General features: G+C 31.2%; 18 protein-coding genes, 3 pseudogenes and 1 riboswitch. Of the genes and pseudogenes, 17 read left to right on the top strand and 4 right to left on the bottom strand.

The genetic code is table 11. The features are described 5' to 3' along the window. The 13 genes and pseudogenes from CHL78_RS21190 to CHL78_RS13535 form a co-directional block, all read left to right on the top strand. Window positions 1-156 (top strand): annotated as a pseudogene (locus tag CHL78_RS21190) (D-proline reductase (dithiol) protein PrdB); the annotation flags it as partial. A gap of 72 nt (window positions 157-228) precedes the next feature. After that, window positions 229-1,470, top strand: a pseudogene (gene prdD, locus CHL78_RS21185) (proline reductase cluster protein PrdD). A gap of 20 nt (window positions 1,471-1,490) precedes the next feature. Then, the gene (locus CHL78_RS13580; protein ID WP_094369690.1) at window positions 1,491-2,498 is read left to right on the top strand and encodes a proline racemase; all 1,008 of its coding nucleotides are present in this window, start codon (window positions 1,491-1,493) and stop codon (window positions 2,496-2,498) included. A 45-nt stretch (window positions 2,499-2,543) separates the two neighbouring features. Next, entirely contained in the window at window positions 2,544-3,440 is an 897-nt protein-coding gene (locus tag CHL78_RS13575) for a sulfite exporter TauE/SafE family protein (RefSeq protein WP_094369691.1), read from the top strand. A gap of 393 nt (window positions 3,441-3,833) precedes the next feature. Then, window positions 3,834-4,715, top strand: a complete 882-nt coding sequence (locus tag CHL78_RS13570; RefSeq protein ID WP_094369692.1) for a sulfite exporter TauE/SafE family protein — start codon at window positions 3,834-3,836, stop codon at window positions 4,713-4,715. 187 nt (window positions 4,716-4,902) lie between these two features. Then, window positions 4,903-5,538: a single-stranded DNA-binding protein gene (locus CHL78_RS13565; RefSeq protein WP_094369693.1), complete on the top strand. Its 636-nt coding sequence runs from the start codon at window positions 4,903-4,905 to the stop codon at window positions 5,536-5,538. Between the two features lie 117 nt (window positions 5,539-5,655). Next, window positions 5,656-6,225, top strand: coding sequence for a class I SAM-dependent methyltransferase (locus CHL78_RS13560; RefSeq protein WP_094369694.1), 570 nt, complete (start codon window positions 5,656-5,658; stop codon window positions 6,223-6,225). 82 nt (window positions 6,226-6,307) lie between these two features. After that, window positions 6,308-6,445 (top strand): hypothetical protein, encoded by a 138-nt coding sequence (locus CHL78_RS21005; RefSeq protein ID WP_199534055.1) that lies wholly within the window; start codon window positions 6,308-6,310, stop codon window positions 6,443-6,445. After that, entirely contained in the window at window positions 6,442-8,220 is a 1,779-nt protein-coding gene (locus CHL78_RS13555) for a sigma-54-dependent Fis family transcriptional regulator (protein ID WP_094369695.1), read from the top strand. The genes CHL78_RS21005 and CHL78_RS13555 overlap by 4 nt, the downstream gene beginning before the upstream one ends. Window positions 8,221-8,446: 226 nt before the next feature. Beyond that, on the top strand, window positions 8,447-9,754 hold the full coding sequence (locus tag CHL78_RS13550; protein WP_094369696.1) for an L-cysteine desulfidase family protein: 1,308 nt from the start codon (window positions 8,447-8,449) through the stop codon (window positions 9,752-9,754). Between the two features lie 80 nt (window positions 9,755-9,834). After that, complete coding sequence (hpt, locus tag CHL78_RS13545; protein WP_094369697.1) at window positions 9,835-10,374, top strand: hypoxanthine phosphoribosyltransferase; 540 nt, start codon at window positions 9,835-9,837, stop codon at window positions 10,372-10,374. Window positions 10,375-10,472: 98 nt separating this feature from the next. Next, window positions 10,473-10,877: a VOC family protein gene (locus tag CHL78_RS13540; RefSeq protein WP_094369698.1), complete on the top strand. Its 405-nt coding sequence runs from the start codon at window positions 10,473-10,475 to the stop codon at window positions 10,875-10,877. 70 nt (window positions 10,878-10,947) lie between these two features. After that, window positions 10,948-11,556, top strand: coding sequence for a DUF4397 domain-containing protein (locus CHL78_RS13535; protein ID WP_158540701.1), 609 nt, complete (start codon window positions 10,948-10,950; stop codon window positions 11,554-11,556). A 66-nt stretch (window positions 11,557-11,622) separates the two neighbouring features. On the opposite strand, the gene dapD is transcribed toward CHL78_RS13535, so the two are convergent. The 4 genes from dapD to CHL78_RS13515 form a co-directional block, all read right to left on the bottom strand. After that, the gene (gene dapD, locus CHL78_RS13530) at window positions 11,623-12,339 is read right to left on the bottom strand and encodes a 2,3,4,5-tetrahydropyridine-2,6-dicarboxylate N-acetyltransferase (RefSeq protein WP_094369700.1); all 717 of its coding nucleotides are present in this window, start codon (window positions 12,337-12,339) and stop codon (window positions 11,623-11,625) included. 16 nt (window positions 12,340-12,355) lie between these two features. Further along, window positions 12,356-13,102 (bottom strand): 4-hydroxy-tetrahydrodipicolinate reductase, encoded by a 747-nt coding sequence (gene dapB, locus CHL78_RS13525; protein WP_094369701.1) that lies wholly within the window; start codon window positions 13,100-13,102, stop codon window positions 12,356-12,358. 9 nt (window positions 13,103-13,111) lie between these two features. Continuing rightward, window positions 13,112-13,990, bottom strand: coding sequence for a 4-hydroxy-tetrahydrodipicolinate synthase (gene dapA, locus CHL78_RS13520; protein ID WP_094369702.1), 879 nt, complete (start codon window positions 13,988-13,990; stop codon window positions 13,112-13,114). 94 nt (window positions 13,991-14,084) lie between these two features. Further along, complete coding sequence (locus CHL78_RS13515) at window positions 14,085-15,083, bottom strand: aspartate-semialdehyde dehydrogenase (protein WP_094369703.1); 999 nt, start codon at window positions 15,081-15,083, stop codon at window positions 14,085-14,087. Window positions 15,084-15,182: 99 nt separating this feature from the next. Continuing rightward, a riboswitch (Lysine riboswitch) is annotated at window positions 15,183-15,353 on the bottom strand. Between the two features lie 165 nt (window positions 15,354-15,518). On the opposite strand from CHL78_RS13515, the pseudogene CHL78_RS13510 reads away from it, so the two are divergent. The 4 genes and pseudogenes from CHL78_RS13510 to CHL78_RS13495 all read left to right on the top strand — a co-directional run. Next, window positions 15,519-15,731, top strand: a pseudogene (locus tag CHL78_RS13510) (L-serine ammonia-lyase, iron-sulfur-dependent, subunit beta); the annotation flags it as partial. A gap of 86 nt (window positions 15,732-15,817) precedes the next feature. Continuing rightward, window positions 15,818-16,936, top strand: coding sequence for an N-acetyldiaminopimelate deacetylase (locus CHL78_RS13505; protein WP_094369704.1), 1,119 nt, complete (start codon window positions 15,818-15,820; stop codon window positions 16,934-16,936). Between the two features lie 70 nt (window positions 16,937-17,006). Beyond that, a complete protein-coding gene (locus CHL78_RS13500; RefSeq protein ID WP_094369705.1) occupies window positions 17,007-17,276 on the top strand; it encodes a small, acid-soluble spore protein, alpha/beta type in 270 nt (89 codons plus the stop codon). Next, the gene (locus tag CHL78_RS13495) at window positions 17,263-18,009 is read left to right on the top strand and encodes a class I SAM-dependent methyltransferase (protein ID WP_094369706.1); all 747 of its coding nucleotides are present in this window, start codon (window positions 17,263-17,265) and stop codon (window positions 18,007-18,009) included. The genes CHL78_RS13500 and CHL78_RS13495 overlap by 14 nt, the downstream gene beginning before the upstream one ends. Window positions 18,010-18,033: the final 24 nt, after the last annotated feature.

Below are 18,033 nucleotides of genomic sequence, written 5' to 3'. Positions count from 1 at the left end.
GTTGCTCCATTAGTTCCAATGGGAGCTAATGCTGGTGAACCACACAATATAGATATGCAAACACATATATTAAAGGATACATTAAAGCAGTTAATAGCAATACCATCTGCTGGAAAAATAGTTCCACTACCATATGAATATAAAGCTCACGTTTAGGAGTTATTTTAATAAATAAATGAACCCTTCTCTTTTGTAAAAAGGAGAAGGGTTTACAAAAAGGTGGGAATTATGGAAGAGAAGATATTAAGAAGACTTGTTATAAAACCATTTCACATACACGAAGTAAAATTTGATTCTAAGACGTCTATAAATAAAGGTACACTTTCTATAAATATGTCAAACATAAAATCAATAAAAGAACAATACGACTTAATATCAGACATAAAACTAGACATAATAAAGCCTGGAGACTACGACAGAGAAATAAATACTATTATGGATATAATACCTATATCTACAAAGGTTTTAGGATGTATAGGTGAAGGTATAACACATACATTGACAGGTGTTTATATAATGCTGACTGGACATGACGAAGATGGAAGGCAGATGCATGAATTTGGATCATCAGAAGGAACTCTTAGAGATCAGATGATATTTGGAAGACTTGGAACTCCTTCAGAAAATGATTATATTATTCATATAGATGTAACTGTAAATGGCGGATTACCTTATGAAAGAAATCTTCCAATGACATCATTTAAGGCATGTGATGATTTTATACAAATTATTAGAGACGTATTAAAAGAAGAAGATGGTCGAAATGCTGATGAAATTCGTGAATATTTTGACAAAGTTAGACCTAATGCAAAGAAAGTTGTAATAGTAAAACAAATAGCAGGCCAAGGGGCGATGTATGACAATCAATTATTTCCGAATGAACCAAGTGGTATAGACGGAGGTACATCAATTATTGATATTGGAAATGTACCTATGATTATATCTCCTAATGAGTACAGAGATGGTGCCCTTAGAGCGATGACTTAGAGAGGTGAAATTATGGGAATAGGTCCTTCGACAAAAGAGACATCTTTGCATCATTTTAGAGATCCTCTTTTAGACATAGTAGGAAATGATACAGATGTTGATCTTTTAGGAATAGTAGTAGTTGGAACACCGCAAGGAAATGAAGAAAAGTATTTTGTAGGAAAAAGAACAGCAGCATGGTTAGAAGCCATGAGAGCAGACGGAGTAATAGTATCTTGTGACGGATGGGGAAACTCACATGTAGATTATGCTAATACTATGGAGGAAATAGGAAAAAGAAATATACCAGCAGTAGGAGTAACTTTTAATGGGACTCAAGCTAAGTTTGTAGTAAGTAACAAGTATATGGATACCATAGTTGATATAAATAAATCTAAGCAAGGTATTGAAACAGAAGTAGTCGGTGAAAATAACGCTAATGAAATTGATGCAAAAAAAGCACTAGCATTCTTAAAGCTAAAAATGCGTAAGAATGAAAAATAATAATCTAGGGGGATGTTGTTATGAAATTTAATAGAGGGATTCAAGCAATAGATTCTCATACTATGGGAGAACCTACAAGAATTGTAACAGGTGGAATACCAAATATAAAAGGTAATACAATGGCAGAAAAGAAAGCTTACTTAGAGGAAAATTTAGACCATTTAAGAACTGCTATAATGTTAGAGCCAAGAGGTCATAATGATATGTTTGGTTCAATAATAACTCAACCTTGTAATGAAGATTCAGATTTTGGAATCATATTCATGGATGGTGGTGGATACCTTAACATGTGTGGACATGGAACTATAGGAGCTGTAACAGCAGCTATAGAAACAGGTATGGTAGATGCTGTAGAGCCAGTAACTAACGTTGTTATGGAGGCACCAGCAGGAATAGTTAAGGCAGAAGCTTTAGTTGAAGATGGTAAGGTTAAAGAAGTATCTTTCGTAAACGTACCAGCATTTTTATACAAAAAAGATGTTGAAGTTGAATTACCAGGAGTAGGTACAGTTAAATTTGATATATCATTTGGAGGAAGTTTCTTTGCTATAGTTCATGCTAGCCAATTAGGATTAACAATAGAGCCTAAAAATACATCTAAATTAACAGAAGTAGCATTAAAGCTTAGAGATATAATAAATGAAAATATAGAAATACAACATCCTACTTTAGATCATATAAAAACTGTAGATTTAGTAGAAATATACGATGAACCTACTCATCCAGAAGCTACTTACAAAAATGTAGTTATATTTGGTCAAGGTCAAGTAGATAGATCTCCATGCGGAACAGGAACAAGTGCAAAACTTGCAACTTTACATGCTAAAGGACAGTTAAAGCAAGGTGAAAAGTTTGTATACGAAAGTATATTAGGAACTTTATTTAAAGGTGAAATAGTAGGAACTGATAAGGTTGGAGAGTACGATGCAATAATACCAAAGATATCAGGAGCTGCATATATAACTGGATTTAACCATTTTGTTATAGATCCAGAAGATCCAGTAAAATACGGATTTATACTTAAATAATAATTAGACATTACAAAAGAAAAATCATTTTATAGGGGGTACCTCATGGTAAACATAGTAAGAGGACTATTTGTAGTACTTTTAGCAGCGTTTGGAGTGGTATTTGGAAAAGACTACGCAAAGGCTAATAAAGAAGGGAAATTGGATGATGCAAGCTTTGCAAAATCAGGAATTACAGGTTTTGTAACAGACTTCTTTGATACATTAGGAATAGGTTCATTTGCACCTACAATAGCAATGTCAAAGGCTTTAAAGATAAATATACCAGATAAAATAATGCCTGGGACATTAAACGTAGCTCATACTATACCAGTTGTAGTAGAAGCATTAATATTTACAACTGTTATAGAAGTTGAATCTTTAACGTTAATATCTCTTATAGGAGCAGCAGTTTTAGGTTCATATATAGGAGCTGGAATAATATCTAAAATGGATGAAAGAGTACTACAATTAATAATGGGTCTAGCATTAGCTGTTACAGCAGTATTGATGTTCTTAGCTCACCCAAGAGTAAATTTAATGCCAGGTGGTGGAGACGCTATAGGTTTATCTGGAATTAACCTTATATTAGGTATAATAGGTAACTTTATACTAGGTGCATTAATGACAGCTGGTATAGGATTATATTCTCCATGTATGGCAATGGTTTACTTCCTAGGTATGTCACCGGATGTTGCATTCCCAATAATGATGGGATCTTGTGCAATGTTAATGCCAGTTGCAAGTATGAAATTTGTAAAAGAAGGCGCTTATTCTAGAAAAGCTTCTTTAGCAATCTCTATATTTGGTGTATTAGGTGTATTTGCAGCAGCATTCTTTGTAAATAATATGCCTATGGATTTATTAAAAGCTGTAGTAGTTGTAGTAATAGCATATACTTCATTTACAATGCTAAAGGCTGCTTCTAAAAAAAAAGATAGTGTAGAACTAGAAAGAGCTTAAATAATAAAAAGTAAATAAACTTATAACATATGAAAAATATACTACATCTTAGGCTGTAGTATATTTTTTTATCGAAATAAAAAGAATAAAAAATAGCATATATAAAATACTTTTAACATAAATAAATATATGATAAGAAATTTTTAAGAATATATGACTAAAGACAAAAGACAAATCAATATTCATGGCAATTCAAAATAAACATTTCATATAAACAACTTTTAAAGATATTAACAAATGACTAAAAATATATATTAAAACCATAACCAAAAAGGAGGGATGTCTTTATATAAATAGAAACAGCCTCTCTTAAGGCTGCTTCTATTAATTATAGTCTAGGGTATTTTAGTAAAATGGATTCATAAGTAAGCAACTAAAAAAGGAGGGTATTTTATGGTAAATATAGTAAGAGGTCTATTTGTAATATTTTTAGCAGCCTTTGGGTATCTATTTGGAAAAGACTATTCCAAAGCAAATAAAGAAGAAAAATTAGAAGATGTAAGTGTTGGTAAATCAGGTTTTGTTGGATTTGTAGCAAACTTCTTTGATACTTTGGGAATAGGTTCATTTGCACCAATAGTAGCCATGTCTAAAGCGCTTAAATTAAACATACCAGACAGAATAATGCCTGGAACACTAAATGTATCTTGTACTTTACCAGTTGTTGTAGAAGCAATTATATTTACTACAGTAATAGAAGTAGATCCGCTAACTTTAACAGCACTGATAGCAGCATCAGTTGTAGGTTCATATATTGGAGCTGGAATTATATCAAAAATGGATGAAAGAAAAATCCAATTTATTATGGGTCTAGCACTAGCTATAACAGCAATATTAATGTTCTTAGCTCATCCAGCAATCAACTTAATGCCAGGTGGTGGAGAAGCTACTGGATTAACAGGAATAGCATTGGTATTAGGTGTAGTAGGTAACTTTATACTAGGTGCATTAATGACAGCTGGTATAGGCTTATACGCTCCATGTATGGCAATGGTTTACTTCTTAGGAATGTCTCCAGCTGTTGCGTTCCCAATAATGATGGGATCTTGTGCAATGTTAATGCCAGTTGCAAGTGCTAAGTTTATAAAGGAACAAGCATATTGTAAAAAAGCAAGTTTATCAATTGCTTTATTTGGTGTAATTGGTGTTCTTATAGCAGCATTTATAGTTAAGAGTCTACCTATGGATTTATTAAAAGCACTAGTAATAATTGTTATAGCCTATACTTCTTTCACATTATTAAAATCATCTAGAAAACCTAGAGTTGACGAATAAATTAGTAATAAATATTAAAATCTAATAATAAATTAAAATATACTATATCGCTTGATATAGTATATTTTAATTTACTGCTAGTCCAACTTATATAATAAATTGTAATAAATATCACCTTAATTAAATATATTTATTATATAGAAAAGATGAAAGCATGATAATTAACAATTGTGGGGGGAAAAATAATATGTTAACTGTTAAGGATGATACTAATGTAGTAAACTTAAGAGGCGAGTTAGACGAAGAATTGGAGTTTAGTCATGAAATTTTTGGTGAAAAGTTTTATAATGCAAAGATAAAAATAAATAGACTTAGTGACTCATACGACACCTTACCAATGACTATATCAGAAAGATTACTTCAAGAAGTAGATTATAAGAATAATAAGATGGTAAGTGTGATTGGTCAACTAAGATCGTATAATAAAAATATAAATAATAAGAATAGACTAGTTTTAACTATCTTTGCTAGAGAAGTAAAACCCTTAGAAGATGACAATAAAGATCCCAACAGCATTTTCTTAGATGGATACATATGTAAGGATCCTATTTATAGGAAGACACCTCTAGGAAGAGAAATAACAGATTTATTAGTAGCTATAAATAGACCATATAATAAATCAGACTATATTCCATCTATAGTATGGGGAAGAAATGCTAAATTTGCAAAAGGATTAAAAATAGGAGATAGGATACAAATGTGGGGGAGAGTACAAAGTAGAGAGTATGAGAAAAAGCTGGAAAACGGTGACGTACTTAAAAAAGTTGCATATGAAGTATCTATATCTAAAATTAAAAAATTATTAGAAAATAACAACGAATAGGTAATAAATAAATAAATAAAAAAATACTTAAAATTAGCTATTGAATAGTTGCTCTCTATTTATTATAATCTATTCTATGATGAAATTTATAATGTAATAATAAAGAGGGGGAGCACTGTGAAAAGCGTATTATATCATGACTATGAACCTAACGCAGACTTGACGGATACTTCTGATGATGTAACATGTTTTTTAGATTCTATTAGGTATAATATAGGAAATAAAATACTACTTGTTGGAGAAATTGGTAACCTAGGAAAAAGATTAAGAATGCTTGGCGTTTATGTGACTATATTAGAAAATAGCTGTTATCAAGATATATGCTATTCTCTTATACACAATGAAAATTGCAACGTTGTAAAAGGATCACTAGAACTTTTACCATTTGAAGATGGATACTTTGATAAAGTAATAATACTTGATCACGTTAACCATATGAATAGTTTTGAAAAAGCATCTAGCGAAATTAATAGAGTATTAAAAAAACAAGGAGAACTTGTAGTAGAAGATTTAAACCTAAAAAACCTAAAGGTAAAGTTAAGATATCTTAAAAATAAACTTTGCGGAGAAAATGTTACTTATAAATATCCACAAGAGGTTTTCAATACCTTTTCAGAATTAGAATTTGAAGGTGCTCTAAAAGAACTTCAAAATGAAAGATATATTTATATAGGAATAAGAAAATAAATAAGTTAAAATATAAATAAGATAGTAAATTTTAAAGACTAGGTTAATCCTAGTCTTTTATTACATTATAGGAGTGAAAGATATGAATATAGATTATAATTTAATTATTGTGGTAATGCTATTTATAATACTTATGTCTATTCAATTTACGCTAAATAAGATTTATGTAATCTTAAAAGAATTAAAAGATATAATAACACTAAAAAAGACTAGGGAATGATAACTATGAGTAGTCTAAAATACATACAAGAAGATATACAAAATATAGCAGAGGCTATAATGGCTGTACTTGGAATAGAGGTAACTATAGTAGATAAAGATTTAATGAGAGTTGCAGGCACTGGAACCTACTTTGGTAAGATAGGAAGAAAAGTCAATGGATACTCAGCTTTTAAGAAGTCATTACTGGAACAATCTACTATAATTATTGATGATCCAAGTAGCGATATAGTTTGTAAGGAATGCTATAATAAAGATCATTGTACTGAGTTTGCAGAGGTATGCTGCCCAATAGTATATGATGGCAACTCATACGGTGTTATAGGGCTTATAGCCTTTGATAAAGAGCAAGCAAAGAGTATCAAAAAGAATGAAGAAAATCTAGTGAACTTCCTAGGTAAGATGGCGGACTTAATTTCTAATAAATTAAAAGCGCAAATTAAGACATATGAGTTAGAGTTAGAAAAAAAGAAACTAGAGACACTTGTAGATAGTGTGGATAAGGCGGTTATATCGATAGATATAGATGGAAAAATTGATAGATATAATTCTAAATTTAAGAAGATATTTAAAGTAAATGATAATTTATATGAAAAGAATATAACTAAAGTTTTAGGTTTTATTGATATTCCTTCAGAAATGAACTTCAAAAAGAATAAATCTAGAAGCTTTTCATACTATAATGGAGAGCATAGCTTAAGAGGGATTTATAATATTAATGAAATAATATTAAAAGGCGAGCTTAAGGGATATGTTATAGATTTTATTGATAAGAAGGATGCAATAAAAAATTATAATAAGATAGTTAAAGACTATAAGGTAACTTTAGAAAATATAATAGGAAATAGCGAACCTATTATGAAGACTAAAGAAGAGGCTTTAATGGCATCTAAATCAACCTCAACTGTACTTATAACAGGAGAAAGTGGTACAGGTAAGGAATTATTTGCAAGATCTATACATAATCATAGTGATAGATCTGAACAGCCTTTTATAGCAGTAAACTGTGCGGCTATACCAGATAATTTACTAGAGAGTGAGCTATTTGGGTACGAAGAGGGTGCGTTTACAGGAGCAAAAAAAGGTGGTAAGCTAGGTAAGTTTGAACTTGCTAATAAGGGAACTATTTTCTTAGATGAAATAGGGGATATGAGTTTACACCTACAAGCAAAACTACTTAGGGTGCTACAAGAGAAAGAGCTAGATAAAATAGGTGGAAAATTAAACTTACCTATTGATGTTAGGATAGTTACAGCTACTAATAAGAATCTAGAAAAGCTGGTAGAAAAAGGTACGTTCAGAGAGGATTTATATTATCGTCTAAATGTAATTCCAATAAGTTTGCCATCTCTTAGAGAGCGAACAGGTGATATATCTTTATTAGTAGATTATATGATTAAGGAGTATTCTAGAAAGCTAAATAAAGACGTTATAGGGATAGATAATAGAGCATTAGATGTTATGACTAAATACTCTTGGCCAGGTAATATAAGAGAGCTTCAGAATGTAATTGAGTATAGTATAAATATGTGTAGTTCATCTCTAATAACTATAGATGTTATACCTAGAAAGCTACTTAATATATCGATAGAAGAGGTAGAAATAAGTGGAACTTCAATTAATAAACTAGACGATTTAGAAAAGCAAGAGATAATAAAAGCGCTGGATAAATATAAGGACTACAAAAAAGATAAAGAACTAGTAGCTGAGGCCTTAGGTATATCTAGAGCAACTCTATACAGAAAAATAGATAAGTATAAAATAGTCTCAAAATGATACAGGAATATCATTTTGAGACTATTTTTTTACGAATATGATACAAATCTGATTTTATATTAAAATACTAATATTTACATATAGAGAAAACTGAATGTATATTATACGATAATAGGGTTATATGCAGGAATTTATAAAAAACCAAAAAAATATTGATGAAAAATAAAAAATGGCATGATAATTGCTATTATAAAATGTATAAATATAAACACGGAGGTTTTTTATTATGAGAGATGTAAGAAAGCAATTAGTTGATATATTAGTAGCGGAAGTTAAGCCAGCATTAGGATGTACAGAGCCAGTAGCGGTGGCTTTAGCTTGTGCAAAGGCAAAAGAATTATTAGGAGAAGATATAGTTAAGCATAACGTATTAGTTAGTCCTAATGTATATAAAAATGGGATGTGTGTAGGAATACCAGGAACTGATAGATTAGGTCTTAAAATATCAGTAGCACTTGGATTTATAGGAGGACACTCTGAAAATGGATTAAGAGTGTTAGAAACATTAACAGAAGAAGAAGTAAAGGCAGCAGAACAATATATAGATACAAATCAAATATCAATATCACCAGCTGAAACAAAAGAAAAGGTATATATAGAAGTAACTTTACAAGGTGCAACTAAAACTTCGAAGGTTGTTATAAGAACTAAGCATGATAACTTTGTTTACTTAGAGTCTAATGGAGAAATATTATTAAATGAAGAAGTGAAAGAAGAAGTTGCAATAACTACTACTGAAGAAAAAGAAAATATACTAGATACTATAACTATAAAAGAATTAGTAGAGAATATAGAAAACTTAGATTTTAAAGAAATAGAATTCTTATTAGAGGGAATATCTATGAATGAAGAAATGGCTAACTACGGATTAAACCAAAAGATTGGTGTAGGAGTTGGTTATGGAATGAAGAAATCTATGGAAAATGGATTATTAGGAGATGACATAATAAACAGTGCTATGATGATAACAGCAGCAGCATCTGATGCTAGAATGGCAGGAGTTAAACTTCCAGTTATGAGTTCTAACGGAAGTGGAAACCATGGTATAACAGCAATACTTCCTATAGTTGCATATAGCAAAAAATTCCCTCAAACTGATGAAAAATTAGCTAAATCTTTAGCAATATCTCACTTAGTGACTGCATACGTTAAAAACTTTACAGGAAGATTATCTGCTGTTTGTGGATGTGGAGTAGCTGCATCAACAGGAGCTACAGCTGGTATATCTTGGTTAATGAGTGGAGATATAAGACAAGTAGAAGGTGCTATGGAGAATATAGTAGCAAGTTTAAGTGGTATGATATGTGATGGAGCTAAGTCAGGATGTGCTTTAAAGTTAGCATCAGCAGCGTCAGCAGCAGTTCAAAGTGCTATAATAGCTAACCAAGATTGTTTTGTTCCACCATTAAATGGAATAGTTGGTACTAGCGTAGAGCAAAGTATACAAAACTTAGGAAGAGTAAGTGATAAAGGTATGTCTGTTACAGATGAGGTTATAATAAATGTAATGGATGATATGAACAAGGTTAAGTAATAAATTAACTCAATAATCTTGCAAAAGGAGTCAATCTCCTATAAAATGAATGGTATCATCATTATAGTGGAGGTTAGATTATGAATATAGAAACTAAAAAGTGGGAAGTACTATGTTCTGAAGAACAAATATCTGCAAAGCTTAAAGAATTAGGAGCTCAAATATCTAAAGATTACGAAGGTAAAAACCTTATGGTAATATCTTTATTAAAGGGAAGTTTCATATTCTGTGCTGATTTAGTGAGAAACATAACTGTACCAGTTAAGATCGAATTTATGACTACATCAAGTTATGGTCACGGAGAAGAAAGTAGCGGAAAAATAAATGTAGTAGCTGACGTAAGTGCAAGCTTAGAAGGTTACGATGTATTAGTAGTAGATGATATAACAGATACTGCTCTTACTATGAGTCACGTAATGGCTCACTTAAAAGCTAAGAACCCAGCTAGCATAAAATCTTGTGTATTACTTGATAAGCCAAGTAGAAGAAAAGTTGAGTTAGTACCAGATTACTGTGGATTTAGTATAGAAGATAAATTCGTAGTTGGCTACGGATTAAACTTTGGAGATTACTATAGAAATATACCATACGTATTCAATGTTACAAACGAAGATAGATAATAATAGAGTTGCCTCATATGAGGCAACTTTTTGTATTAACAAGATTATATTTAGTACTGTATATTCAAATAAAATCACATAAATTAAGGAGAATAAATATGAGCATAAAAATGATGCACCATGTATGTATACAAACAGAGAAGTATAAAGAATCATTAGATTTCTATAAAAATATACTAGGATTTGAACTAGTAAGTGAGACACCAAACTTCCATAGTAGGGAATATAACACTTGGTTAAAATTAAATGGTTTTATGATAGAACTTCAAACAGCCAAAAGTGGGGATACACTTAACAAATGGAGTAATCTTAATGAAGGTATTGTTCATATGTGTTTTTTAGTGGATGATATAGAAGAAGAGTATGAAAGAATCACTTCGCTAGGATACAATAGTTTTAAAATAAAAAATGGCAAAGTTATATATGATGTAGAAGGTGGAAAATTAATGAAAATTAAAGCTCCAGAAGGAACAGAAATAGAAATAAGAGATTCTAATATATAATCAGTATCAAAACAATACCACCAGCAATACTATGGTAGTAGAAGGCAAAAAATTGAGGGGGAGTAATTTTATGAGAAAGTTTAATGATCAATATTCTTTAGTTAGAATGTTTCATGCTGTTCCAGAGGGAGATGCAGTTGATGTATATGTAGATGGATCACCTTTTTTTAGAAACTTAAACTTTACAGAATTTAGTCCATATATATATATACCAGAGGGGACATATGAAATAGCAGTTTATCTAGCTGATACAGTTGAAAATCCATTAGTAATGCACGACATCGAATTAGATGCTGGTACTTTAGTTACAATTGCAGTAAATGGAAATTTAAATGATATAGAATTACTTAAAATAGAAGAAGACATGGATGATGCAACAGGAAATAACTCAAAGGTAAGGGCAGTACATCTAGCTCCAAGTTCGCCAGAGATAAATGTAATAGCAGATGGACAGATGTTATTTAGAAATGTTGAGTTTAGAGATGTTACTGATTATAAAGAAGTAGCACCAAAGGTTTATGATGTAGATATAGAAACATCTCAAGGAAATAGGTTAATAAGAAGTAATCAAGTTACAATAAATCCAAATAGAGTATATACATTTTATGCTGTAGGTAATATACCTAATGTTCAAATTATACAATCCTTAGATGGAGCAACTTTTATGGAGCAAAGTTAAAATAAATAAAAACGCTATAAAGCTGAATTATTATTCAAGCCTTATAGCGTTTAATTATTTTAAAAATTAATCAATAGCTCTTAAATCTTCCATAAATTTAGTCTTTTCACAAGTTTTTCCGTCTTTCATTTTAATTAATCTAGCAGGAGATCCAGCAACAACCGCATTAGGAATAACATCATGTGTAACAATTGCACCAGCAGCTACAACAGCGCCTTTTCCAACTCTAATGCCTTCAAGAATAACTGCGTTAGCACCAATTAAAACATCATCTTCTATTACTACAGGCGAAGCAGATGGTGGTTCTAAAACACCAGCTACAACAGCACCAGCACCAAGGTGAACATTTTTACCTAAAGTGCCTCTAGCTCCTATAACGGCATTCATATCTACCATAGATCCTTCACCTACAACAGCACCAATATTAATAACAGCGCCCATCATAACCACAGCATTTTTGCCGATACTAACCATATCTCTTATTATGGCACCTGGTTCTATTCTTGCATGGTCACTTAAAAAGTTATGAAGAGGTATAGCTGAATTTCTTCTATCATATTCAACATGTATATCTTCGATATGTGACTTTTTAGATTCCAGCTCTTTAGATATTTCTTCATAATCACCGATTAATGTATAAGAGCCAGCACTACCAAACACCTTGAACTTTTCATTTCTTTTAATATTTAACAAAGAACCGTTGACATAGACCTTAACAGGTGTCTTTTTTTTAGAGTCCTTTATATATTTTGCGATTGAATAAGCATCATTTAAATTTATCATTTGTGAACCTCCCCGATTAGTTTAATATATCATCCATATTATAGTAGCCAGCATCTTTATTAGCTAAATATTTTGCAGCAACAATAGCCCCTTTTGCAAATATATCTTTTGACTGGGCAGTATGTCTCAATTCAACTATTTCATCATGACCTGCAAATATAGCATCATGCTCACCGACAATAGTACCACCTCTAATAGCATGGATACCTATTTCATTTTCAGTTCTTTTAGCTTCACGACCATACCTACCGTAGTTATTTTCTAGAGTAGGCATTACTTCTTTTATAGCATTAGCAATCATAATCGCTGTACCACTTGGAGCGTCGACTTTTTTGTTGTGATGTTTTTCTATTACTTCGATATCAAAGCCTTGTAACATCTTAGTAGCTTTCTTAACTAATTTTAATAATACATTTACGCCTAAAGACATATTTGAAGAGTGGAATACTGGGATGCTTTTAGAAGCTTCTTGTATCTTAGCAAGCTCTTCATTATTAAAGCCAGTAGTAGCTATTACTAAAGGTGTTTTAGTTTTTAAAGCATAACCTAAAACATCATCTAAAGCAGTATGATGAGAGAAGTCTATTATTACATCACAACTTTCAACAACTTCACTCATTTTACTATATACATTAAAACTAGCATCTTCAATCGGTGGTTGAGATACACCGCATACTAACTCTAATTCTTCGTCTTCTTGGATACATCTAGTTAGAACTTTTCCCATTTTACCGAAACAACCGTTAACTATAACTTTTAGCATAATTTCCCCCTATATCTTAAGTCCAGCATTGATTAATTCTTGTTTTAAGATTTCTAAATTCTTATCATCCATTTCAGCTAGAGGTAGTCTAAATCCTCCAACATTAAATCCTAGTAAATTCATAGCAGTCTTAACTGGTATAGGATTTACTTCTATAAATAAAGCATGAATTAAAGGCATCATATCAAGTTGCAATTTTCTAGAACCTTCAATATCTCCATTTAAAAACTTATGAACTAAATCGTGTGTCTCTTTAGGACAAATATTAGCAAGAACAGAGATAACTCCACTACCACCTACCGATAATAATTGTAAGATTGAATCATCATTACCAGAGTAGATTGCAAAATCATCAGGAACAAGTTTTGCAATATCTGCAACTTGAGCTAAATCACCACTAGCTTCTTTAACCGCAACTATATTATCTATTTTAGCAAGTTCAGCAACCATACTAGGCTTTAAATTGACACAAGTTCTTCCTGGAACATTGTACATAATAATTGGTACATTAACACTATTAGCTATAGCTTCAAAGTGAAGTCTAAGTCCCTTTTGATTAGCTTTATTGTAATAAGGAGTAATAATTAAAAGACCATCAGCTCCAAGGTTTTCAGCTTGTTGACTTAAATAAATAGAGTGACTAGTATCATTAGATCCAGTACCAGCTATAACTGGAATTCTTTTATTTACTTTATCTACAACGTATTTAATAACTGCAAGTTTTTCCTCATCATTCATAGTAGTAGCTTCCCCAGTAGTACCACAAGCGATTATTGCATCAGTGCAATTATCAAGATGATATTCAACTAACTTACCTAATGTCTCAAAATCAACACCATTTTCATTGAAAGGTGTAACTAATGCAACTCCAGAACCTTTAAATAACATATAGAAATCCCCCTTTTTATAATATTCCATATAAATGCCAGTATATTGATATTTTATGCTGGTATTTATATGGAGTTTCTATAATTTATTAAATTTATACGAGATTATAAGATAATAATAACTCTGCTATTTGGACAGTATTAGTAGCAGCCCCTTTTCGAATATTATCAGCAACAACCCATAAATTAACTCCATTATCAACGCTAAAATCTCTTCTAATTCTTCCTACAAAGACTTCATCATTGTCATTACACTCTACAGCAGTAGGGTATTTTAAATTACTTACATCATCAATTACAACTACACCAGGTGCAGATTTCATATGATGTACAAGTTCTTCTAGTTCAAATGGATTTTCAAATTCAACATTTATAGATTCACTGTGTCCGTTTCTAACAGGAACTCTAACAGTTGTTGCAGTAATTTTTAAATTATAATCTTCAAATATTTTCATTGTTTCATTTATCATTTTTAATTCTTCTTTTGTATATCCATTATCAGTAAAATCGTCAATATGAGGTAGGCAATTATAGGCTATCGGATGAGGGTAGAATTTATTAGGTTCACCTTGAACACCTTTTTCTAAATCATCGACACCTTTAACACCAGAACCTGATACAGCCTGATAAGTAGAATATACAATTCTTTTCATTTTGTAATTATCGTGAAGTACTTTAAGTGGAACCACAGCTTGAATTGTAGAACAGTTTGGATTTGCTATTATCCCCCTATGATTTTTTACTGCTTCAGGATTAACCTCTGGAACAACTAGAGGAATCTCTGGATTCATTCTCCAATAGCTTGAGTTATCTACTACGATAACATTTTTAGATGCTGCTATAGGAGCATATGTTTTGCTTATTTCACCACCTGCTGAAAATAAAGCAATTTGTATATCTCTATCAAATGAGCTTTCATTTAATTCTTCAACTATATATTCTTTCCCGTTAAAAGTAACACTGGAACCAGCTGACTTAGCAGAAGAAAATAGATATAAATTTTCTATTGGAAAATTCCTTTCTTCTAAAACCTTTAGGAACGTTCTTCCTACCATACCAGTAGCACCAACTATTGCCACGTTTACTTTCTTCATATTATATCACCCCAATTAATAAAATATAAACTACAAGTTAGTACACAAAAAAACGTACAAAGGTATACTCTGCACGCATTAGTCATCATACATTAAAGTAAACCCTGTAGCACACCACTTAAAAATAAGTGACAGTATTACACATATTATGTGTAATCCCAGATAATACTTTTGCAAAGATAAAATCTTCGGCCATAACTCCTTTCTATAGTAATCTATGCTTGCCAGCTCCAACTATTTACTATTAATTACGGCGCCTCTACTTTAGGCTAATAGGTTATTCAATTTAGATGCTTATAATTCTAATACATTAACTATTAAAAATCAATAAATAATTGAAAAATTAAAACAATTTAGTTATTTAATAAGAGTTTTTCAATTATAATATTTATATGTGAAGTAAATTTTAAATAGTGGAAGTAGATAAGGGGAGAATATGGATATGTCCAGATATCTTGTATAGAAAGAAATGCAATGGGAGCACAAAGAGCTCTAGATGCTGCTAACTATTCGCTTCTGACAGATGGAAAACACTATGTAACTTTAGATCAAGTTGTTGAAACGCTAAGAGAAACGGGTATAGATATGATGGACAAGTACAAAGAGACTGCTAAGGGAGGATTAGCTAAGCATTTCTTCTCTTGCTAAAAATAAAAAAGGAAAGGAGTATGTCAAAACTAGCAACATTGTGAAACTTAAAAAATTTATAAGGTTTTGGCAACGGACACATTATAATGAAAAAATTTAAATATTTACAAGAAAAATTAATAAATCACAGAAAAAGTTTGCACTGTATAGCAGAGATAGGTAATGAAGAATATAAAACATCAAAATACATAAAAGGCTATTTAGATAGTATAGGTGTAGAATATGAAACTTTTTTAGAGACGGCTATAGTTGGTAAGATAAAAGGTAAAAATCCTAAGAAAACAATAGCTTTTAGATCTGATATAGACGGATTAACTACTGATGATGGTGTAGAACATTTATGTGGACATGATGGTCATATGAGTATATTACTTGGCTTAGTTGAATACTTACAAGACCACAAAGATGAGCTAAATGATGATATAGTATTTATATTCCAACCTGCTGAAGAAGGTCCAGGGGGAGCATTACCACTTATAGAAGCTGGGGTACTAAAGAAATATGAAGTAGATGAGATTTATGGGCTTCATATATACCCAGAAGTAGAGCAAGGCTATATAGGAATTAGAGAAGGTTACTTCTTAGCACAATCTGGAGAATTTGATATAAGTATAACTGCAAAAAGTGGACATGGAGCAATGCCTCAAAAAGGAATTGATGGGATAGTAATAGCAGCTAATCTTATAAGTAATTTACAGACTATAGTAGCAAGAAATATAAGTCCAATAGAAAGTTCTGTAATAACTATAGGAAGAATGGAAGGCGGAAGTATAAGAAATATAATCGCTGAGAATGTAAAGCTAGAAGGGACCATGAGAACCTTCGATCCAGAAGTTTATAAACACATGAAACAAAGAATGTGTGATATAGCTAAAGGATTTGAGCTTGCTTATAATTGTAAGATAGATGTAGAGATAAACGACAGTTACCCAGCAGTTAATAATGATAAAAAGCTATATGAAGAGTTTGTAAAAGTGATAGGTAATGATAAAATAGTTCAACTACCACCTCTTATGATAGCAGAAGATTTTTCTTACTACCAACAACAAGTACCTGGACTATTTATAATGTTGGGTTCAAGAAATGAAGAAAAAGGATTTGTAAATGGGCTTCACAATATAAACTTTAACTTTGATGAAGAAATATTCGGAGATGCTCTTGAAGTATATCTAAAGGTATTAAAGCATAAAAACTCAATAGATTAATAACTTACCCCTTCAATATTGTATAAATTTTAAAGAAATGACAAAAATACAAAAGAGAAGGGGTGTTTTTATGGAAAATGAAAATTTAAAAAAAGATAGTATAAATAAAGAGGCAAAGACTAAAAAGAGCGGAAGTAAGAAAGCGAAAATATTGACAGATAATGATATAATGAAGTATGAGATAGCATCAGAACTGGGCTTATTAGACAAAGTAAGCGAAAGTGGATGGGCAGGTCTTACTGCTAAAGAAGCTGGACGAATAGGCGGAATGCTTACATCTCGAAAGAAGCAAAAGAAAAAGATGGAAGAGGAGCAAAATAAAGAGGATGGATCAGTATAGAGATTTTGCATTTATTTATGATGAACTTATGAATGAAGTTGATTATGATGGATGGGTTAGATATATAGAAGATATAATAAAAGATGAAAATGCACAGGTACAAAATATTTTAGAACTAGCATGTGGAACAGGAAACTTAACTATACCGCTTACTAAGAAGAACTATGATATAGCAGGAATTGATATATCTGATGAGATGCTTAGTGTTGCAAGAGAAAAGGCAGAAAAAGAAGGTGTAGAATTAGTTTTACTTCAACAAGATATAGCTGAACTAGACTTTGACATCATAAATTTAGACTGTGTACTTTGTGCTTGTGATGGATTTAATTACATAACTTATGATGACGATTTAGAAAATGTATTTGCTAAGACTCATGAGTTATTAAAAGAAGAAGGTATATTTATATTTGACATAAGTTCATTCTATAAGCTTTCTACTGTATTAGGTAATAATACATATGGAGAAAATAGAGAAGATGTGGCTTATATGTGGCAAAATTACTTTGATGATGAGGAAAATCTAGTAGAGATGGAGTTAGCATTCTTCGTTAAAGATGAAGATGGTAAATTTGATAGATTTGAAGAAGTTCATCAACAAAGAGCTTATACTGAAGATGAAATAGTAGAGATGCTTGAAGAAGCAGGATTTAAAAATATAAAAGTTTATGGAGATTTCAAGCTTGAAAGTCCAAAAGAAGATAGTCAAAGAATATTCTTTGTTTGTAGAAAATAATAGGCAGCTTATGGGAGGAATACA

The organism is Romboutsia weinsteinii, assembly GCF_002250835.2.
GTDB lineage: Bacteria > Bacillota > Clostridia > Peptostreptococcales > Peptostreptococcaceae > Romboutsia_A > Romboutsia_A weinsteinii.
The sequence above is the reverse complement of the archived record's forward strand: the minus strand, read 5'-3'. Positions and strand labels throughout refer to the sequence as shown.

What these genes read in the sequence shown, in the direction of transcription:
- CHL78_RS21005 (WP_199534055.1), top strand. Translation starts at nt 6,308, where the DNA reads ATGAATATAGATTATAATTTAATTATTGTGGTAATGCTATTTATAATA.
- CHL78_RS13575 (WP_094369691.1), top strand. Translation starts at nt 2,544, where the DNA reads ATGGTAAACATAGTAAGAGGACTATTTGTAGTACTTTTAGCAGCGTTT.
- CHL78_RS13550 (WP_094369696.1), top strand. Translation starts at nt 8,447, where the DNA reads ATGAGAGATGTAAGAAAGCAATTAGTTGATATATTAGTAGCGGAAGTT.
- CHL78_RS13565 (WP_094369693.1), top strand. Translation starts at nt 4,903, where the DNA reads ATGTTAACTGTTAAGGATGATACTAATGTAGTAAACTTAAGAGGCGAG.
- CHL78_RS13515 (WP_094369703.1), bottom strand. Translation starts at nt 15,083, where the DNA reads ATGAAGAAAGTAAACGTGGCAATAGTTGGTGCTACTGGTATGGTAGGA.
- CHL78_RS13555 (WP_094369695.1), top strand. Translation starts at nt 6,442, where the DNA reads ATGATAACTATGAGTAGTCTAAAATACATACAAGAAGATATACAAAAT.
- dapB (WP_094369701.1), bottom strand. Translation starts at nt 13,102, where the DNA reads ATGCTAAAAGTTATAGTTAACGGTTGTTTCGGTAAAATGGGAAAAGTT.
- CHL78_RS13540 (WP_094369698.1), top strand. Translation starts at nt 10,473, where the DNA reads ATGAGCATAAAAATGATGCACCATGTATGTATACAAACAGAGAAGTAT.
- CHL78_RS13505 (WP_094369704.1), top strand. Translation starts at nt 15,818, where the DNA reads ATGAAAAAATTTAAATATTTACAAGAAAAATTAATAAATCACAGAAAA.
- CHL78_RS13500 (WP_094369705.1), top strand. Translation starts at nt 17,007, where the DNA reads ATGGAAAATGAAAATTTAAAAAAAGATAGTATAAATAAAGAGGCAAAG.
- CHL78_RS13495 (WP_094369706.1), top strand. Translation starts at nt 17,263, where the DNA reads ATGGATCAGTATAGAGATTTTGCATTTATTTATGATGAACTTATGAAT.
- CHL78_RS13535 (WP_158540701.1), top strand. Translation starts at nt 10,948, where the DNA reads ATGAGAAAGTTTAATGATCAATATTCTTTAGTTAGAATGTTTCATGCT.
- hpt (WP_094369697.1), top strand. Translation starts at nt 9,835, where the DNA reads ATGAATATAGAAACTAAAAAGTGGGAAGTACTATGTTCTGAAGAACAA.
- dapA (WP_094369702.1), bottom strand. Translation starts at nt 13,990, where the DNA reads ATGTTATTTAAAGGTTCTGGAGTTGCATTAGTTACACCTTTCAATGAA.
- CHL78_RS13580 (WP_094369690.1), top strand. Translation starts at nt 1,491, where the DNA reads ATGAAATTTAATAGAGGGATTCAAGCAATAGATTCTCATACTATGGGA.
- CHL78_RS13570 (WP_094369692.1), top strand. Translation starts at nt 3,834, where the DNA reads ATGGTAAATATAGTAAGAGGTCTATTTGTAATATTTTTAGCAGCCTTT.
- dapD (WP_094369700.1), bottom strand. Translation starts at nt 12,339, where the DNA reads ATGATAAATTTAAATGATGCTTATTCAATCGCAAAATATATAAAGGAC.